The following is an 18,062-nucleotide window of genomic DNA, read 5'->3' as shown; positions in this document are numbered from 1 at the left end:
GTTGTCTCGGTCGCTCACCCCACCCAACGGATCCTAAGGGGCGTGCATTCCCGAGACCGCCGCGCGGCACGTGACCGGGACGGGAAGAGGGGTCAGGAGCGGGGATAGTCCTCGCTGAGGAGCACCTCGGCGGCGGGGGCCCCGCTCTCCTTCCGGTCGGCGCAGGAGGCGTCGACCACATAGGCCTGTACCCGTGTGGTGTCGGTGGGGTCCGGGAGGACGAGCAGATAGGCGGGCTTCCCCCGGTACTCGCCCCGCTCGTGGCCCAGCACCGTGTCGGTGCGGCCGGTGCCGGCGAGGACGCAGGCGGGCACGGCGCCGTCCCCGCTCCGCCGGGGCGTCACGGCCCCGGTGTCGGAGGACATCGATTCGGGCCCGATGCCCTGAGGAGTCCTCAGCGTCCTGTCCTGGACCAGCAGGTCCCGGACCCTCTCCTCGACCGGTGATCCGGAGAAGGGGGCGGCGGCTGTGACGGCGGCATCGGCCTTCTTCGCGCCGGTCGCCACATCGTCGCCGGCCGTGCCGCCCGCCTGGCTGAGGTACAGGCTGGTCCCGAGGACCACGGCACCGAAGGCGGCGCCGATCGTGGAGAGCAGGGCGATCCTGCGGCGGGGCCGCTTGGAGCGACCCGGGCCGGTGGCCGCACGGGGACGCCCGGAGGGGCGGTCCGGGGTCGGGGAGGAGGGCGGTGTCTCCACGGAGGGGCGCGATGTTTCACGTGAAACAGGGGTGTCGCTCTCGCCGTCCGGGGAGGTGGCGTCGAGGAGGGCCTCGGCGGCGAGGGCGGCGTCGATCCGGCCCGCGATCTCGGCGGGCATCCGGGGCGGGCCGGGTAGGGTGCCGAGCAGGCTCCGGATCTCCTCCAGGGAGGACCGTACGTCGGCACAGAGGGGACAGTCGTCCACGTGCCGGCGTACGGCCGCGGAGCGGGACGGCGAGAGCAGTCCCTCGGCCAGGTCGGAGATCTCCGAGACGTCCGGGTGCTGTGTGGTGTCAGCCCTGTCGGCCGTGGAAGTCACGCGCGCCCACCTCCGCCCTTCACAGCAGCTGGATCAGTCGGTCCGGTGTCCGTCGGCCCCGGCACCGGTGGGACGGATGTCCCCGGCGTCCGGTTCCTTCCCCCTTCGGCGGCCTCGTTACCCACGGTGTCGGTACGCAGATGAGTGACCATCGGAAGGAGACGGGCCCGGCCCCGCGCGCAGCGGCTCTTCACGGTTCCGGCGGGAACGCCGAGGATACGGGCTGCTTCCGCGACCGGGTATCCCTGCATGTCGACGAGGACGAGGGCGGCCCGCTGGTCGGCGGGAATCGAGGCGAGCGCGGCCAGGACCTCGCGGTGGAGGTCCCGGCGCTCCACGGGCGCCTCGGCGGACTCGTGGGGGTCGAGGAGCTGCTCGAAACGATCGTCGTCGTTGACGGGCGAGGTCTTGCGGGAGGCGGTCTTGCGCGCCCGGTCGAGACAGGCGTTCACCGTGATCCGGTGGAGCCAGGTCGTGACGGCCGACTGGCCGCGGAAGGTGTGGGCGGCCCGGAAGGCCGAGAGAAGGGCGTCCTGAACGGCGTCAGCGGCCTCCTCGCGGTCCCCCAGGGTCCGCAGGGCCACCGCCCACAACCGATCCCGATGCCGCCGCACCAGCTCACCGAAGGCGTCGGGATCCCCCTCGACGTGACGGGCCAGGAGCTCCCGGTCGTCGGTGGCCTCGTCTATCGGATCGTCCAACGGTGAGCCCCCTCCCTCTGCGGTCGTCAGCCCAGGATCTTGATTTCCGTCAGCTTGCCGCGGAAGCCCCCGTCATTGGCGGGCAGCTCGGTGAGCCAGATCAGAACGTAGCGGGTGGTGACGGGGACGGTGGTCTTCAGCGTCACGTTGCTGCCGGAACCGGAGGCCCGGGTGGTGAACTGGCCGGGCATGGTCGGCTCCGACACCGCGTCCGCGGGGGCGGTCCGCAGCTCCACCGAGGTATTTCCCAGGAAGGCCAGGTCGACCGAGCTGATCTTCTGGGCCTTGCCCAGGTCGAGGACCATGCCCACGCCGGCCTTCAGGTTTCCGAAACGGGCGCTGTAGTAGCTGTCGGTGTACCAGTAGGTGCTGGGGTCTCCGTCGTAGGCCCTCGGTATGGCCTGGGGCTTCTCGTCACCGCCGCCCAGCGGGTCGAAGTCGTGCGCCGAGGAGATGGCGACCGGCTTGAGCGGGGCCGGCTTCTCGTCGGTGATGATCGTCGGGGTCGGGTCCGGGGTCTTGGAGGTTTCCTTCGGGCCGAGGAGGCGGTCGGCGATCTGCCAGCTGCCCAGGCCCAGGGCGGTGATCAGCAGGGCCGAGACGGCCCACTTCAACGCCTTGCCGGTGCGGCTCTGGAGCGGGGGCGGGGGGACGACGACCGTCTGGGTGGCCGCCGGGTGCGGCTGCGGACGCCCGTACGTGCCCTGCTGGTACGTCGTGCGCTGGTACTCCGGCGGGGCGGTGAACTCGGGCTCCGGCGGCTTCACGCGCGGCATCGAGGAGACGGCCCTGGCCAGCTCGTCCGGCGTGGTGCAGGGCGGCTCCTGGCGCGAGGCGGTGGCCCCGTCGTTGGCGAGCGCGCGCATGGCGATCTCGGAGAGGCCCCGGTGGACGCCGGCACGGACCTGGTCGGGGGGAAGCAGTCCGACGCCCTTGGGCAGCCCGGAGAGGCCGTAGGCGTCGTTCTCGTACGGCCAGCGCTGGGTGAGCGAGGCGTACAGCAGGGCGCCGATGGCCTCGGTGTCGCTGCGCTGCGGGCGCTCGGCGGTGATGCCGCGCAGGGCGGCGTTCACCGCGAGGCCGCGGATCCGGTACTGGCCGGTGGAGCTGCGCAGGACCGCGCTGGGGGTGAGCCGGAGGTGGGAGAGGCCTTCGCGGTGGGCGGCGGCCATGGCCTGGGAGACCTGGCTGACGAGCTGGTAGGCGTCGTGGGCCTCCAGCGGGCCGGCCGCGAGCAGCGCGGTCAGCTCGACGGAATCGGGCAGCCACTCGTGCACGACGTACACGAGGTCGTTCTCCTCGACGGCGTCGAGGACCTGGACGAACCGGGGGTCGCCGAGGAGGGCGGCGGAGCGGGCCGCGGCCAGGACCGAACGCGCCCGGGGGTGGTCGGCGGGCAGGAGATGGACCCCGACGGCACGCCGGAGCTTCTCGTCGACGGCCCGCCAGCTGCTGAAGCCGTCCAGACGAGTGACGCACTCCTCCAGCCGGTAGCGCCGGGCCAGTTTGTGGCCGCTGTGCAGTTCCGGAGCCGTGAGGGAGGGCTGTTCACCGCTCTGTCGTTCGACCGCCTTGTTCTCCGTGGCCTCGGCGGTTTTCTCCGCCGTCTTCTGTTCTTCCGCCACCCCGTCGGTCGCGGCCTTGTCCGCCTTGGCGGTCAGCGGGTCGTCACCGCTGTTGTCGGCCACGTCGACGGCAGCCGTGCTACGTTCCGCCACCGTCGTTCCTGCCTCCCCATCCGTTGCGCCACATCCAACAGCCAAGCCAATTGTGCCCACAGTCGGACGCTATGCACGACACGCGGTCCCCGCCGATGGTTGTGCGGGACCTCCGGGTCAGCGTCCCAGGCGGCCGCGGACCATGCCGACCAGGGTGTTCAGTTCCGTGATCCGCATCCGCTTGGCCGCGACGAAGAAGACGCCGAGGAGCACGGCCCCGCCGACGATCAGGGCGACGAGCGAACCGAGCGCGCCCTCGCCGAGCAGCTTCAGGAGGCCGAACCCGACGGCGCCGGAGACGATCGCGGCGGGCACGGAGGCCATGCAGAGCCGGGCGTAGGTCCGCAGCACGTGGGTGCCGTCCAGGTCGCCGCCCAGCCGGTTGCGGAGCCGGCGCCAGGCGACGCCGACACCGACCGCGTAGGCGAGGCCGTACGAGGCGGCCATGCCCACGACGGCCCACTGGGCGGGCAGCACGACGTAGCAGATCGCCGAGGCGGCCGCGTTGACGGCGGCGACAATGACCGTGTTGTAGAAGGGCGTCCGGGTGTCCTCGTAGGCGTAGAAGCCGCGGAGCACGACGTACTGGACGGAGTAGGGGATCAGGCCGAGGCCGAAGGCCATCAGGATGAAGCCCATGCCCTGGGCCGCCTCGATGCCGCTGGAGGCGTAGAGCAGGGTGCACATCGGGACGCCGAGCGCCAGGAAGGCGAAGGAGACCGGGACGATCGCGACGGCCGAGTTCCGGAGGCCCTGCGAGATGTCGTCGCGGACGGCGCCCGGGTCGTCGTCGTGGGCGGCGCGGGAGATCCGCGGCAGCAGCGCGGCCATCACGGAGACCGTGATGATGGCCTGCGGCATTCCCCAGATCAGCTGGGCGTTCGAGTAGGCGAGGAAGCCCGCGCCGTTCTTCCCGGACTCCTCGCCGGCGGCGGTGGCGAGCTGGGTGACCACCAGGACGCCCGCCTGGTTGGCGAGGACGAAGAGGACGGTCCACTTGGCGAGCTTGACGGTCTTGCCGAGCCCGTGGCCCTTCCAGTCGAAGCGGGGCCGGAAGCGGAAGCCCGTCTCGCGCAGGTACGGGATCATCGCCAGGGCCTGGACGACGAGGCCGAGCAGGGTGCCGATGCCGAGCAGGCGGATGCCCTCGTCCGGGATGGTCTGCACGCCCATCTGGGACTCGGCGGAGGTGCCGTAGACCCAGATGAACAGGCCGAAGGTGACGATCATGACGATGTTGTTGAGGACCGGGGTCCACATCATCGCGCCGAACTTGCCGCGGGCGTTGAGGATCTGCCCCATCACCACGTGCACGCCCATGAAGAAGATCGTGGGCAGGCAGTAGCGGGCGAAGGTGACGGCCACGCTGTTGGCCGCCGCGTCGTCGGCGATGGTGTTCGACATCAGCCGGATCAGCAGCGGCGCGGCGAAGACGGCCAGTGCGACGATCGCGGCGAGCGCCACCATGACCAGGGTGAGCAGACGGTTGGCGAAGGCCTCGCCGCCGTCCTCGTCGTTCTTCATCGAGCGGACGAGCTGCGGGACGAAGACCGAGTTGAGGCCGCCGCCGACGGTGAGGATGTAGATCATCGTCGGCAGGGTGTAGGCGATGGTGAAGGTGTCGCCGAGCAGGGCCGCGCCGAGCGCTCCGGTGATCACCAGGCTGCGGACGAAGCCGGTCAGCCGGGAGACCAGGGTGCCGGCCGCCATCACCGCGCTCGACTTGAGCAGTCCGGAGGCGCGGCCGGTCTTCTTGGGGGCGGGCGCGGGCAGCGGGTCCGGCTCCGGGGTGGGCGGGGGCACCTGGCCGGGCGCCTGCTGGTCCCGGTAGAGGTGCGCGAAGGCGTCCGGCTCGGGCGCCTCCTCGCTCGCCCGGGTCACCAGGTCGTCGACGCCGGTGAACTGGACCGTGCGCGCGTCGTCGCCGTACGGCAGGTGGCGCGAGGGGCCGTCGGGTTCCGGCGCCGGGGTCTGCGCCCACACCCGGGGGTCCGGGGCGTGCGGGGGCACGGCCGGCTGCTGGTAGAGCGCCTGGGGGTCCTGGTAGGTGCCGGGGGGCGGCGGCGGATGCGCGGCGCGGTCGTAGAGCGCCTCGGTCACCGGGTCCTGCGCGGAGAGGTCCTGCGCCCGGTACGGATCGTGGGAGAAGGCGTCCTGGACGTAGGGGTCCTGGGCATAGGGGTTCTGGGCGTAAGGATCCTGCGCCGGGGAGCCCTGTGCGTATGGGTCCTGCGCGTAGGGGTTCTGCCCGGGCGGGTGCTGCGCGGGGTCTCCGCCCTGCTGCGGGGCCGGCGCCGGCGGGTGGCCGGGGCCTGAGGGTGCCGCGGGCGTCCCACCGGACGGCGCGGTGCCGCCCGCGCCCTGGCCGCGGTCACCGTCGTACGGCGCGTTCATGGTTACCCCACCTCATCGTCCCCGGCCGACCGGCCACGACATCGCTCAACGGTCCACTTTCTCACCCGTGGCCGACGGGTCGCCGCTTTCGGGCCCGGTGTCCGGTGTCGGGTCACTCGGCTGCTCGGGTCCGTCCGCGTCGTCCCGCGCGGGTTCCGCGTCCGGCCCGTCCGCTCCCGCCCCGTCCGTCTCTCCGGCCTTCTCGGCGTCCTCGGTCTCCCCTGTCCCGTCCGTCTCCCCGGCCGCTTCGGCTTCGGCGGCCCGGGCGGCCGCCAGCCGCTTGCGCTGGCTGTACATCCGCACGCCGGCGAGGACGAGGAGGAGGACACCGCCGGCGATCACCAGCATCACCGTGGGGGTGATCTCGGAGACCTTCACGGTGAACGACATCGGCTTCCCGTACGGGGTGCCGTCCTCGGTGTAGAGCTGGGCCGTCACCGGCACCTGGCCGTTGACGTTGGCCGTGGCGTCGAACTTCACCGACTGGCTGTGTCCGGCGCCGACCTTCACGGGCAGCTCGGCGACCCGCTCGCCGTTGATCTCCAGCCGGTTCCGGTTGTTGGAGGTGAGGCGCAGCACCAGGTGGTCCACGCCCTGGAGCAGCTTGTTCTGGACGGTCACGGGGATCGTCGCGCTGCGGCCGGAGAGCGTGAGGTCCGACTTGTCGACCAGCTGGATGCCCTTGGTGAGCCGCTGCAGATAGCCCTGGACGTTGTCCCGGTAGATCGTGGCGGCCCTGGTCTGACCGCGCCAGGACGTCGACATCTCGCGGTTGATCGCGTTGCCGAACGGGGTCACGACGCGGTCCGGGAACGTCAGGACGACCTTGAAGTCGTTCAGCTCGTCCCGGGTGGTCTTCATGTCCCGGAAGGCCTGGACCGGCAGCTCCCGGTCGCGCAGCTTCTTCGGGTACCGCGAGCTGCCGGGCACCGAGGTGGAGGCGTTCGGGTCCGGCTTGGCCGTGGCCGCCGCGACGAGGTCGCTCGGCTGGCTCCAGCGCCGGCCGGAGAGGCCGCGCAGGGCGGTCGCCATGGTCTGCGCCTGGGCGACGCTGGGCACCCGCTGGGGGGCGACCACGACGCTCCGCTGCTTCTCCGGCTGCTCCAGGGTGATCGCGAGCGACTGGGAGAGGAACTCCTGGACGGCGAGCGTGGACCTCTCGGCGCGGACCATGTCGCCCTCGAAGGCGGTGGACAGGAGCGCGTCGCTCACCACGGCCGTGGTGCTGCCGTTGCCCAGGGGGCGGGCCGCCGTGGGCGTGTAGGAGAGGTCGTCGCGGACGCTGTCGCTGCGGGCGATCACCTTGTCGGCGCCGGCCGAGGTCGCCACCGACACGATGGCGGGGTCGACGGCCCCGTCGACGGGCCAGGCGAAGTCGGTGGAGGGCTGCACGTGGAGGACGGTCTCGACCGTCACCCCGGCGAGGGCGGTCGCCGACTGGAGGTGCCCCAGGGAGCCGGGGACGTCCTTGCCGCGGTGGGCCAGGGAGGCGAGGTCGGGGTCGGCGAAGGGGAGGGCGACGACCTTGTGGCCCTGCACCGCCTTCTCCAGCTCGCCCAGCCACCGCTCGGCGAGCTCCTTGTTCGTGCCGGGGACGTGCAGGGAGCCGTCCTTGACGCGGTAGCCGTTCGCCATGGCGTCGACGGTGGCGAGGAGGTCCGGGTCGATCACCCAGGTGACCGGCAGGTCCTTGCCCAGCGAGACCATCTGGTCGAGGCGCCCGCCGGGACGCAGCTCGGCGGCCAGGGCGTCGTCCTCGAAGACCGGGGTCTGCTGGTCGTCCGTGGCCGTCTCGGCCGAGACGTGGGCCGAGGCGATCAGCGGCCAGAGGTAGGTGATCTGGATCTTCTTCTCGGTGGCCTCGGGCTGGTACGGCAGGAAGGTCCGCTCGATGCCCAGCACCCGGCCGTAGGGGCGGTCCGAGGTCTGTCCGGTGAGGGAGACGCCGAGCTGGTAGACGCCCGCCTCGTCGAGTCCGAGGTCGGAGACCGGGACGGAGATCGAGAAGTCGGCGCTGAGGCCGGCGCCCAGCGCGGGGACCTCGGCGGTGGGGGCGTCCCGCACGGGAGCGGGGTCGCTGTCGTCCCGGTAGCCCGTGCGCCCCGTCACCTGCTCGATCTCGCTGCGGCTGGACATCCGGGGGCCGACGCGCAGTTCGACGACCGCGTCGGTGATGGTCTTCTTGCCCCGGTTGGTCACCGTTCCGGTGACGGTGACGGTGTCCCCCTCGACCGGCGTGCTCGGGGTCAGGGTGTCGAGCGACACATCGACGGTCTTCGAGCCGGTGGCGTCCACGGCGGCGGTCGCCGAGGGAGCGGCGGCCGCGGGAGAGGCGGTGACCGGAGCCTGGAGCAGACCGGCGAGGAGCGGCGCCCCGACGGCGACGGTGAGTGTGCGCCGCAGCCATCGGCGGGCAGGTGAGGGACCGGTCCCCTTGATGTCTGCCGCCTCGGCCACGCGTTCGCCCGTCCTCGTCGTTGTCTCTGGTGCCAGTGGTGTCGGTGGTTCCCGGTTGCTGTGTCCAGGCATGGTAACGAGGCACGCTGGGAGCAAGTGCCGGGGACTGCTCCAGGCGATCTTCAACCGGCCACGCCGTACGGGTCCGGGCGGCTCCGCCCCGGGGAGGCCGGACTGTCCCGCCCCCGGGAAATCGGGCGGGCCGCCCCCGGGAAAACGAGGACGTCGGGGTGAGCCGGGGCACGTACCCTTTTCTGTTGTGCCGAACGCCAACGAAGAGACCCCCACCGCACTGAGTCAGGTGCAACGCCGCGCGGTCAGTGAACTGCTGCGTGTGTCCCCTGCCGCCGACGACCTCGCCCGCCGCTTCCAGGAGGCCGGGTTCAGCCTCGCGCTGGTCGGCGGCTCGGTACGGGACGCCCTGCTCGGCCGGCTCGGCAACGACCTGGACTTCACCACCGACGCCCGCCCCGAGGACGTGCTGAAGATCGTCCGCCCGTGGGCCGACTCCGTGTGGGAGGTCGGCATCGCCTTCGGGACGGTCGGCTGCCAGAAGGACGCCCGCGTCGGGGACACGGTGCAGCGCTTCCAGATCGAGGTCACCACGTACCGCTCGGAGGCGTACGACCGGACCTCGCGCAAGCCCGAGGTGTCCTACGGCGACTCGATCGAGGAGGACCTCGTCCGGCGTGACTTCACCGTCAACGCCATGGCCGTGGCCCTCCCCGAGAAGGAGTTCATCGACCCCTACGGGGGTCTGGAGGACCTGGCCGCCCGGGTGCTGCGCACGCCCGGCACGCCGGAGGAGTCCTTCTCCGACGACCCGCTGCGCATGATGCGGGCCGCGCGGTTCGCCGCGCAGCTGGACTTCGAGGTCGCCCCCGAGGTCGTCACCGCCATGACGGAGATGTCCGGCCGGATCGAGATCGTCTCCGCCGAGCGCATCCGCGAGGAGCTCAACAAGCTCCTCCTCTCGGCACACCCGCGCAAGGGCCTCGGCCTCCTCGTGGACACCAGCCTCGCCGACCACGTGCTGCCCGAGCTGCCGTCGCTGCGGCTGGAGAGCGACGAACACCACCGGCACAAGGACGTCTACGAGCACTCGCTGACCGTGCTCGACCAGGCGATCGACCTGGAGGAGGACGGCCCCGACCTGGTGCTGCGCATCGCGGCCCTGCTGCACGACATCGGCAAGCCGCGCACCCGCCGCTTCGAGAAGGACGGACGGGTCTCCTTCCACCACCACGAAGTCGTGGGCGCGAAGATGACCAAGAAGCGCATGACCGCGCTCAAGTACTCCAACGAGATGATCAAGGACGTCTCGCGCCTCGTGGAGCTGCACCTCCGCTTCCACGGGTACGGGACGGGCGAGTGGACCGACTCGGCCGTGCGGCGCTACGTGCGGGACGCCGGCCCGCTGCTCTCGCGTCTGCACAAGCTGACCCGCTCGGACTGCACCACCCGCAACAAGCGCAAGGCGGCCGCGCTCTCCCGCGCCTACGACGGCCTGGAGGACCGCATCGCCCAGCTCCAGGAGCAGGAGGAGCTGGACGCGATCCGTCCCGACCTCGACGGCAACCAGATCCAGGAGATCCTGGGCATCGGCCCCGGCCCGGCCATCGGCCAGGCGTACAAGTTCCTCCTTGAGCTCCGGCTGGAGAACGGGCCCATGGAGCACGACCAGGCCGTCACCGCGCTCAAGGAGTGGTGGGCGGCTCAGGGCTGAGCCGTCCGCGTCGGGCCGGCCGCTGTTTCACGTGAAACAGCGGCCCACCCGCCGGACGCTCGATGAGGGGTGGTGTTTCACGTGAAACATCACCACTTCGCACGTTCCCCGCGCAGAGCCACGGCGATCGATCCGTAGACCACGGCCACCAGGACGATCAGTGGGGCGGAGCGGCCGTCGGGCGGCAGCATCAGCGCCGCGACCCCGGCCGCGCCGACGAAGGCGACGTTGAACAGCACGTCGTAGAGCGAGAAGACCCGGCCCCGGTAGGCGTCGTCCACGGACGTCTGCACCACCGTGTCCGTCGCGATCTTGGATCCCTGGGTGATGAGCCCGAGGAGGAAGGCGGCGACGAGGAAGGGCACGGGGGCGAAGGTCAGGCCGAGCGCCGGTTCGAGCACGGCCGCCGTCGCCGTGCACACCGTCATCCAGCCGAAGGGCCCGAAGCGCCGGACCGCCCACGGGGAGAGGACCGCGGCGGCGAAGAAACCCGCTCCCGACAGGGCGACGGCGAGGCCGAGGAGGGCGAGGCCCTCGGACTCGGTGGAGCTCCAGGTGTAGCGGCAGAGCATCAGCACGGTAACGAGCAGGGCGCCGTAGCAGAACCGTATGAGGCCCACCGCGGTGAGCGCCCGGAGCGCGGGCCGCCGCTCGGCGAGGTGCCGCAGCCCTTCGCCCAGTCCCCGGACCGTCGACCGCAGGGCTGCGGTGAGGTGCTGCGGCACCAGCTCCGGATCGGGCCCGAGGAGCTCCCGGGGCATCCGCAGGGAAGCGAGGGCGGCGCAGAGGTAGAGGACGGCGCCGAAGGCCACCACGGCCGCGTCGGAGCCGTCGGCGAGCAGGCGGACGCCGAAGGCGAGACCGCCTCCGACGGTCGCGGCGAGCGTGCCGGCGGTGGGGGAGAGCGAGTTCGCCACGACCAGCCGTTCGTCGTCGACGACGCGGGGGAGCGAGGCCGAGAGCCCCGCGAGGACGAAGCGGTTGACGGCCGTGACGGAGAGCGCGGAGGCGTAGAAGAGCCAGTCGGGCACGGAGGCGAGGACGAGCACCGCGGTCCCGCACGCGAGCAGGGCGCGCAGGAGGTTCCCGTACAGGAAGACCTGGCGGCGCTGCCAGCGGTCGAGGAGCACTCCGGCGAAGGGCCCCACGAGCGAGTACGGGAGCAGGAGCACCGCCATGGCGGAGGCGATCGCGGTGGGGGAGGTCTGTTTCTCGGGGGAGAAGACGACGTACGTGGCCAGGGCCACCTGGTAGACGCCGTCGGCGCACTGGGAGAGCAGCCGGACGGCGAGCAGGCGGCGGAAGTTCGTCAGGCGCAGGAGTACGCGCAGATCACGTACGACGGACATGGCAGCAAGACTCACATACGAGGAGGGCCCCGGGCAGTGCCCGGGGCCCTCGATCGTCAGGCGTGCTGCGCGCTCAGCGCTCGACCTCGCCCTTGATGAACTTCTCGACGTTGGCGAAGGCCTCGTCGTCGAAGTACTGCACCGGCGGGGACTTCATAAAATAGCTCGATGCGGAGAGGATGGGGCCACCGATGCCCCGGTCCTTGGCGATCTTCGCGGCGCGCAGGGCGTCGATGATGACACCGGCCGAGTTCGGGGAGTCCCACACCTCGAGCTTGTACTCCAGGTTCAGCGGAACGTCACCGAAGGCGCGGCCCTCGAGGCGCACGTACGCCCACTTGCGGTCGTCCAGCCAGGCCACGTAGTCCGACGGACCGATGTGGACGTTCTTCTCGCCCAGCTCGCGGTCGGGGATCTGCGAGGTGACGGCCTGCGTCTTGGAGATCTTCTTGGACTCCAGGCGCTCGCGCTCCAGCATGTTCTTGAAGTCCATGTTGCCGCCGACGTTGAGCTGCATGGTGCGCTCGAGACGGACACCGCGGTCCTCGAACAGCTTCGCCATCACGCGGTGCGTGATGGTCGCGCCGACCTGCGACTTGATGTCGTCGCCGACGATCGGGACACCGGCCTCGGTGAACTTGTCCGCCCACTCCTTGGTGCCGGCGATGAAGACCGGGAGGGCGTTGACGAAGGCGACCTTGGCGTCGATGGCGGCCTGCGCGTAGAACTTCGCGGCAGCCTCGGAGCCCACCGGCAGGTAGCAGACGAGAACGTCGACCTGGCGGTCCTTGAGGATCTGGACGACGTCGACCGGCTCCTCGGCGGACTCCTCGATGGTCTGGCGGTAGTACTTGCCGAGACCGTCGAGGGTGTGGCCGCGCTGGACCGTGACGCCCTTGCTCGGGACGTCGCAGATCTTGATGGTGTTGTTCTCGCTGGCGCCGATGGCGTCGGAGAGGTCGAGGCCGACCTTCTTCGCGTCGACGTCGAAGGCGGCGACGAACTCGACGTCACCGACGTGGTACTCGCCGAACTGGACGTGCATCAGGCCGGGCACCTTGGTCGCCGGGTCGGCGTCCTTGTAGTACTCGACGCCCTGGACCAGCGAGGCGGCGCAGTTGCCCACGCCGACGATGGCTACGCGAACCGAACCCATTCCGGTTGCTCCCTGTGTGATCGTGTGAAGCCCTGCTCTGTGCGGGGATTCACGTGGTGGTGTCGTCGGACGGATCCGGCCGGGTACTGCCCCCGTGCCGGGGCAGGCCGCCCGTTTCTCCAGAATCGTTGTCGTGCAGAGCGGCGGCTCCGGGGCCGGACCGCCGGTCCCGCCCCGCCCGCTCGCTCTCGATGAGCTCGTTCAGCCAGCGCACTTCGCGCTCCACGGACTCCATGCCGTGGCGCTGCAGCTCAAGCGTGTAGTCGTCGAGGCGCTCGCGGGTCCTGGCCAGGGAGGCGCGCATCTTCTCCAGACGCTCCTCCAGCCGGCTGCGGCGTCCTTCGAGGACGCGCATCCGCACCTCGCGCTCGGTCTGCCCGAAGAAGGCGAAGCGGGCGGCGAAGTGCTCGTCCTCCCAGGAGTCCGGCCCGGTGTGGGAGAGGAGCTCCTCGAAGTGCTCCTTACCTTCCGGGGTCAGCCGGTAGACGATCTTGGTCCGGCGTCCCGCGAGCGACGCGGCGAGGGTGTCCTCGGGGGCGCTGCCCGGTTCCTCGATCAACCAGCCGTTCGTGACCAGCGTCTTGAGGCAGGGGTACAGCGTTCCGTAGCTGAAGGCCCGGAAGACGCCCAGCGAGGTGTTGAGCCGCTTCCGCAGCTCGTATCCGTGCATCGGGGCCTCCCGCAGGAGGCCGAGGACGGCGAATTCGAGGATGCCGGAGCGTCTGCTCATGTGTCGCCTCCTCCGCTGCCGGTGCCCTTATGCCGTGCTGATGTATCGGCTCGATACATCAGCACGATAGAACGGCTGTCTTGTGGCGACAAGTGGACCCGTCGTGACCGGCGTCACATCCTCAATTCACAGCAGTCGACTTGCCTGATTTGGGGTGAAGTCCGGCCCTAGGAGGTTTTTGGCCGTGCGTAGTCTGTGCTGATGCAGATCACCGGGAACCGAGCGATGCCCTGGGGCGTCAGTGCTGCGGGTGACCGGCTGCGGTACGGGGGGACCTCCGATGGGTCCCGGCCGTGCGCATTTCGGGGGGACCGGAACTCAACTGCCGCTTCCAGGCGTACTCGCCTGCCCGAGGAGTAGTCGTTCGATGAGCGAGCATCGTCGCAAAGCGCCGCAGCAGCAGCCACCGACGGGTGGACGCGCGGCGGCACGGCGCGCTGCCCAGCAGCCGGTGGGCCGCAGGTCGGCCCCGGTTCAAGACGTCGGTACGGGGGCTCCTTCGGCCTCCTACGGGCCTCCTTCCTCCCACGGGGGTGAGCAGCGTCCCTACGGGGGGCGTGCGGAGGCCCGCCGTGCCGCCCAGCGCGGCAGCCGCCGGAAGGGTGCCGGCTCCGGTCCCGGCGGATCCGGTGGCGGCCGACGCGGTGGCGGCGGCGGGGGGCGTGGACCCGGCGGGGGCGGTCCCGAGGGGCGCGGACCGGGCAAGAAGCGGTTCATCGACTACCCGCGCCACGACAAGTACGGCTGGCGCCGCTGGCTGCCCTCGTGGCGGCTCGTGACGGGTACGTTCCTCTTCTTCGTGGCGACCCTGATGGGTGTCTCGGCCTACGCGTACTCGCAGGTGAAGATCCCCAACGAGGCCGACACCGCGAAGTCGCAGAACAACATCTACTACTGGGCCGACGGCACCCGCATGGTCGCGACGGGCGACGGCACCAACCGCCAGATCGTCACCCTTCCGAAGATCTCGAAGCACATGCAGAACGCGGTGGTCTCGGCGGAGAACAAGACCTTCTGGGACGACTCCGGCATCGACCCGAAGGGCATGGGACGTGCCGTGTGGAACATGGCCAAGGGCGGCCAGACCCAGGGCGGTTCGACGATCACCCAGCAGTACGTGAAGAACAACCTTCTCGACGACCAGTCGCAGACCCTCACCCGCAAGGCGAAGGAATTCTTCATCGCCATGAAGGTGGGCAACGAGGTCGACAAGAAGGACGTCATGGCCGGCTATCTGAACACCGCGTACTACGGGCGCGGTGCCTACGGCATCCAGGCGGCCTCCCGCGCCTACTTCAACACGGACGCCGACAGTCTCAACCCCAGCCAGGCGGCCCTGCTCGCCTCGGTGCTGAAGGGCGCGACGTACTACGACCCGGCCGGCTACCCCGAGATCGACCCCAACGCCACCGCCGAGAAGAACACCGAGCGGGCCACCAAGCGGTGGAGCTGGATCCTCAACGAGATGCAGAAGGACGGGAAGATCACCGCCGAGGAGCGGGCGAAGTACACGACCTTCCCCAAGATCCAGAAGCCGGGCCAGAGCGCCAACCTGACCGGTCAGATCGGCTACCTGGTCAGGACCGCCAAGGCGAACATCAAGACCCAGTTCGGCATCGACGAGAAGGAACTGGAGCGCGGCGGCTACCAGATCTACACGACCTTCGACAAGCGCAAGGTGGCCGCGCTCGAGAAGTCGGTCCAGAAGGTCCTGAAGGAGAACATCGATCCCAAGAAGCGTCCCAAGACGGACACGAACGTCCAGTTCGGCGGCGCCTCCGTCGACACGGACACGGGAGAGATCGTCGCCCTCTACGGCGGTGTCGACGCCACCAAGCACTTCACCAACAACGCCGACGCCACCGGCGCCATGGTCGGATCGACGTTCAAGCCCTTCGTACTCGCCGCCGCGATGAAGGACGGCGTACGGAACCCGGAGCTGGGACCGGAGCAGGACGCCTCCACCCGCAAGATCGTGGACCCGGACAAGAGCCGCTACTCCGGCAAGAACGGGCTGACGGTCCGGAAGTACAACGGCGAGATCTGGCACAACGAAGAGGGCAAGGAGTGGCGCCAGACCAATGACGGCCAGGAGAACTACGGCAACATCTCCCTGCGCCGGGCCATGATCAAGTCCGCCAACTCGCCCTACGTGCAGCTCGGCATGGACGTCGGCATCGACAGGGTCCGGGACGCCGCCGTCCGCGCCGGCCTGCTGGAGAGCTCGCTCGTCAAGGGCGAGGTCCCCTCGTTCTCCCTCGGCATCTCCAGCCCGAGCGCCATCCGCATGGCCGGTGCCTACGCGACCTTCGCCAACCAGGGCAAGCAGAACGACCCCTTCTCCGTGCGGAAGGTGGTCAAGAACGGCGAGACCATCCACGAGCACGAGGTGAAGACCGACCTGGCCTTCACCCCGGCCATCGCCAACAACGTCACCGACGTCCTCCGGGACGTCGTGGACGACGACGAGGGCACCGGCAGGAAGGCGCGGCTCCCCGGCCGCGCCGTGGCCGGCAAGACCGGTACGACCGACGAGAACCGCTCGGCCTGGTTCGTGGGCTACACCGCGCAGCTGGCGACGGCGATCGACATGTACCGCTACGACGACGACGACACCAAGAAGGACCGCAAGTTCGAGGAGATGTACGGCACCGGTGGCCGTGACACGATCCACGGTTCGTCGTTCCCCTCGGAGATCTGGCAGGACTACATGTCCGAGGCCGTCAAGAACGACCCGAAGGTGAAGTTCCCCGAGCCGGAGAAGCTGGAGGGCGCCGAGACGGTCTACGGCGGCGGTGCGACGAGCCCCACGCCCACGCCCACGCCGACCGAGTCGGAGTCGGCCTCCCCGACGCCGACGGAGACCGTCACCCCGTCGACGACTCCCCCGACCACCCCGTCGACGACTCCTCCCACGCCGACCAGGTCGCCGAAGCCGACCAAGTCGACGTGCAGCATCTGGGACCCGGACTGCTACAACCCGGGTGACCCGGGCGGCAACACCGGGGAGCCCACGGGCACGCCGACGAACACCGGCGAGCCGGAGCCGACCGACACGCCGACGGACGACGGCGGCGGCAGGCCCGGAGGGAACAGGCCCGGCGACGGGTCCTGGGTCCCCTAGGGCCTACCCGACCCCGATCCGCCGGACAGGCCCCGGCCTCCGCCGGGGACGCTCCTCAGGGGCCGTCGCGGCCGCTCCGTACCTTCCGTACGGGGTCGGCCGCGGCGGCCCCCGCCGTTTTCCCGGGGACGTACGGCAGGATGTCCCCCATGCCGAGCCTCCAGAAGACGAGCGCGCCGCGGGAGCGCTCGCAGACGGTCATCCCCACCCACCGGGACGAGGTGGCCGCCGCGGGCAGCGAGCTGATCGGCGGCCCCTACGGCCGCCGGGCGCTGCCCGGCACCGGAAAGCCCTCCCCGGTACGGGTGATCGCCCTCGTGGCCATCGGCATGTTCGCCCTGGGCATGGTGCAGAAGCTGCCCTGCTACAACTGGGCCTGGTTCCGGGGGACGACCTCCCAGTACACGCACGCCTGCTACTCGGACATCCCGCACCTGTTCTCCGGGCGGGGCTTCGCGGACGGCCTGGTCCCCTACTTCGACCGGCTGGCCGGCGACATACCGTTCCTGGAGTACCCCGTCCTGACCGGGCTCTTCATGGAGGTCGCGGCCTGGCTGACGCCGGGCGGCGGCGAAATGGCGGAGCGCGAGCAGGCGTACTGGCTGGTCAACGCCGGCCTGCTGATGGTCTGCGCGGCCGTCCTGGCGGTCTGCGTGGCCAGGACGCACCGCCTGCGCCCCTGGGACGGCCTCCTGGTCGCGCTGGCGCCCGCGGTGGCGCTCACGGCCACGATCAACTGGGACCTGCTGGCCGTCGCGCTGACCGCCGCCGCCGTCCTGATGTGGGCGCGGAGCCGTCCGGTGGCCTTCGGGATCCTGCTGGGCCTGGCCACGGCCGCCAAGCTCTACCCGGTCCTGCTCCTCCTGCCGCTGCTGCTGGTCTGCTGCCGGGCCGGGAAGTGGCGGGAGTACGGGGCCGCGGTGCTCGGCTTCGCGGGGGCCTGGCTGGTCGTGAACCTGCCGGTGATGCTGCTCGCGCCGGAGGGGTGGAAGCAGTTCTACGTCTTCAGCAGGCAGCGGAACGTCGACTTCGGCTCGGTCTGGCTGCTCGTCAGCCAGCGCACGGGCGCCTCGATCCCGCCCGACCGGGCCAACCTGTACGCGCTGCTCCTGATGGGCATGGCCGTCATCGCCCTCGCCTACCTGGCGTTCACGGCGCCCCGCAGGCCCCGCTTCGTCCAGCTGGCCTTCCTGTTCGTCGCCGCGTTCGTCCTGGTCAACAAGGTCTACTCGCCGCAGTACGTGCTGTGGCTCGTCCCGCTGGCGGTCCTCGCCAGGCCGCGCTGGCGCGACTTCCTGATCTGGCAGGCGTGCGAGGTCATGTACTTCCTGGGCGTCTGGATGTACCTGGCGTTCACGACCAGCGGCAACAAGCAGGGCCTGCCGGTGGAGGGCTACCAGTTCGCGATCGTCCTGCACCTGCTCGGCACCCTGTACCTGTGCGTGATGGTCGTGCGCGACATCCTGGCGCCCGAGAAGGACCCGGTCCGGCAGGACGGCTCCGACGACCCCTCGGGCGGCGTCCTGGACGGCGCGGAGGACGTCTTCGCGGCGGGCGGCGCGGGGCACGCGGCCCGGCACGCGGCCCCGGCCTCCGAGGAGGCGCAACGGGTGCGGTGGGGCGCTCCCGGGGATGCTCCCGGTGATGCTTCCGAAGAGCGGGGATCCCGGGGCTGAACGGCCGTCACC

At 70.7% G+C, this 18,062-nt stretch carries 11 protein-coding genes; 3 read left to right on the top strand and 8 right to left on the bottom strand.

What is annotated here, in order from left to right:
* Positions 1-92 precede the first annotated feature (92 nt).
* The 5 genes from ACIQVI_RS23270 to ACIQVI_RS23250 all read right to left on the bottom strand — a co-directional run bounded on the left by ACIQVI_RS23270 (position 93) and on the right by ACIQVI_RS23250 (position 8,289).
* Positions 93-1,019 carry a hypothetical protein gene (locus ACIQVI_RS23270; protein ID WP_403598953.1) on the bottom strand — a complete coding sequence of 309 codons (927 nt, stop codon included), beginning with the start codon at positions 1,017-1,019 and terminating at the stop codon, positions 93-95.
* The gene (gene sigM, locus ACIQVI_RS23265) at positions 1,016-1,750 is read right to left on the bottom strand and encodes an RNA polymerase sigma factor SigM (protein WP_403599762.1); all 735 of its coding nucleotides are present in this window, start codon (positions 1,748-1,750) and stop codon (positions 1,016-1,018) included. The genes ACIQVI_RS23270 and sigM overlap by 4 nt, the downstream gene beginning before the upstream one ends.
* Positions 1,747-3,438, bottom strand: coding sequence for a protein kinase family protein (locus tag ACIQVI_RS23260; RefSeq protein WP_383410638.1), 1,692 nt, complete (start codon positions 3,436-3,438; stop codon positions 1,747-1,749). The genes sigM and ACIQVI_RS23260 overlap by 4 nt, the downstream gene beginning before the upstream one ends.
* Before the next feature lie 117 nt (positions 3,439-3,555).
* The gene (gene murJ / locus ACIQVI_RS23255) at positions 3,556-5,832 is read right to left on the bottom strand and encodes a murein biosynthesis integral membrane protein MurJ (RefSeq protein ID WP_351971894.1); all 2,277 of its coding nucleotides are present in this window, start codon (positions 5,830-5,832) and stop codon (positions 3,556-3,558) included.
* A 45-nt stretch (positions 5,833-5,877) separates the two neighbouring features.
* A complete protein-coding gene (locus ACIQVI_RS23250) occupies positions 5,878-8,289 on the bottom strand; it encodes a DUF6049 family protein (RefSeq protein ID WP_403598948.1) in 2,412 nt (803 codons plus the stop codon).
* A 259-nt stretch (positions 8,290-8,548) separates the two neighbouring features.
* On the opposite strand from ACIQVI_RS23250, the gene ACIQVI_RS23245 reads away from it, so the two are divergent.
* Entirely contained in the window at positions 8,549-10,015 is a 1,467-nt protein-coding gene (locus ACIQVI_RS23245) for a CCA tRNA nucleotidyltransferase (RefSeq protein ID WP_403598945.1), read from the top strand.
* Positions 10,016-10,104: 89 nt separating this feature from the next.
* Here ACIQVI_RS23245 and ACIQVI_RS23240 read toward each other — a convergent pair whose 3' ends face one another.
* The 3 genes from ACIQVI_RS23240 to ACIQVI_RS23230 all read right to left on the bottom strand — a co-directional run bounded on the left by ACIQVI_RS23240 (position 10,105) and on the right by ACIQVI_RS23230 (position 13,250).
* Positions 10,105-11,364, bottom strand: coding sequence for an MFS transporter (locus ACIQVI_RS23240; RefSeq protein WP_403598942.1), 1,260 nt, complete (start codon positions 11,362-11,364; stop codon positions 10,105-10,107).
* Positions 11,365-11,437: 73 nt separating this feature from the next.
* Positions 11,438-12,520 carry an inositol-3-phosphate synthase gene (locus ACIQVI_RS23235; RefSeq protein ID WP_351973810.1) on the bottom strand — a complete coding sequence of 361 codons (1,083 nt, stop codon included), beginning with the start codon at positions 12,518-12,520 and terminating at the stop codon, positions 11,438-11,440.
* A 49-nt stretch (positions 12,521-12,569) separates the two neighbouring features.
* On the bottom strand, positions 12,570-13,250 hold the full coding sequence (locus ACIQVI_RS23230) for a helix-turn-helix transcriptional regulator (protein WP_351973811.1): 681 nt from the start codon (positions 13,248-13,250) through the stop codon (positions 12,570-12,572).
* A 367-nt stretch (positions 13,251-13,617) separates the two neighbouring features.
* Here ACIQVI_RS23230 and ACIQVI_RS23225 point away from each other — a divergent pair, with 367 nt between their 5' ends.
* Both ACIQVI_RS23225 and ACIQVI_RS23220 read left to right on the top strand, forming a co-directional pair.
* The gene (locus ACIQVI_RS23225) at positions 13,618-16,374 is read left to right on the top strand and encodes a transglycosylase domain-containing protein (protein ID WP_403598937.1); all 2,757 of its coding nucleotides are present in this window, start codon (positions 13,618-13,620) and stop codon (positions 16,372-16,374) included.
* Between the two features lie 149 nt (positions 16,375-16,523).
* On the top strand, positions 16,524-18,050 hold the full coding sequence (locus ACIQVI_RS23220; RefSeq protein ID WP_403598934.1) for a glycosyltransferase family 87 protein: 1,527 nt from the start codon (positions 16,524-16,526) through the stop codon (positions 18,048-18,050).
* Positions 18,051-18,062: the final 12 nt, after the last annotated feature.

The sequence above is a fragment of the Streptomyces sp. NPDC098101 genome (assembly GCF_044760185.1).
Lineage (GTDB): Bacteria > Actinomycetota > Actinomycetes > Streptomycetales > Streptomycetaceae > Streptomyces.
The sequence above is the reverse complement of the archived record's forward strand: the minus strand, read 5'-3'. Positions and strand labels throughout refer to the sequence as shown.

Excerpts from the sequence above, each read along its gene's own strand:
- murJ (WP_351971894.1), bottom strand. The coding sequence starts at position 5,832 with ATGAACGCGCCGTACGACGGTGACCGCGGCCAGGGCGCGGGCGGCACC.
- ACIQVI_RS23240 (WP_403598942.1), bottom strand. The coding sequence starts at position 11,364 with ATGTCCGTCGTACGTGATCTGCGCGTACTCCTGCGCCTGACGAACTTC.
- ACIQVI_RS23235 (WP_351973810.1), bottom strand. The coding sequence starts at position 12,520 with ATGGGTTCGGTTCGCGTAGCCATCGTCGGCGTGGGCAACTGCGCCGCC.
- ACIQVI_RS23230 (WP_351973811.1), bottom strand. The coding sequence starts at position 13,250 with ATGAGCAGACGCTCCGGCATCCTCGAATTCGCCGTCCTCGGCCTCCTG.
- ACIQVI_RS23225 (WP_403598937.1), top strand. The coding sequence starts at position 13,618 with ATGAGCGAGCATCGTCGCAAAGCGCCGCAGCAGCAGCCACCGACGGGT.
- ACIQVI_RS23220 (WP_403598934.1), top strand. The coding sequence starts at position 16,524 with ATGCCGAGCCTCCAGAAGACGAGCGCGCCGCGGGAGCGCTCGCAGACG.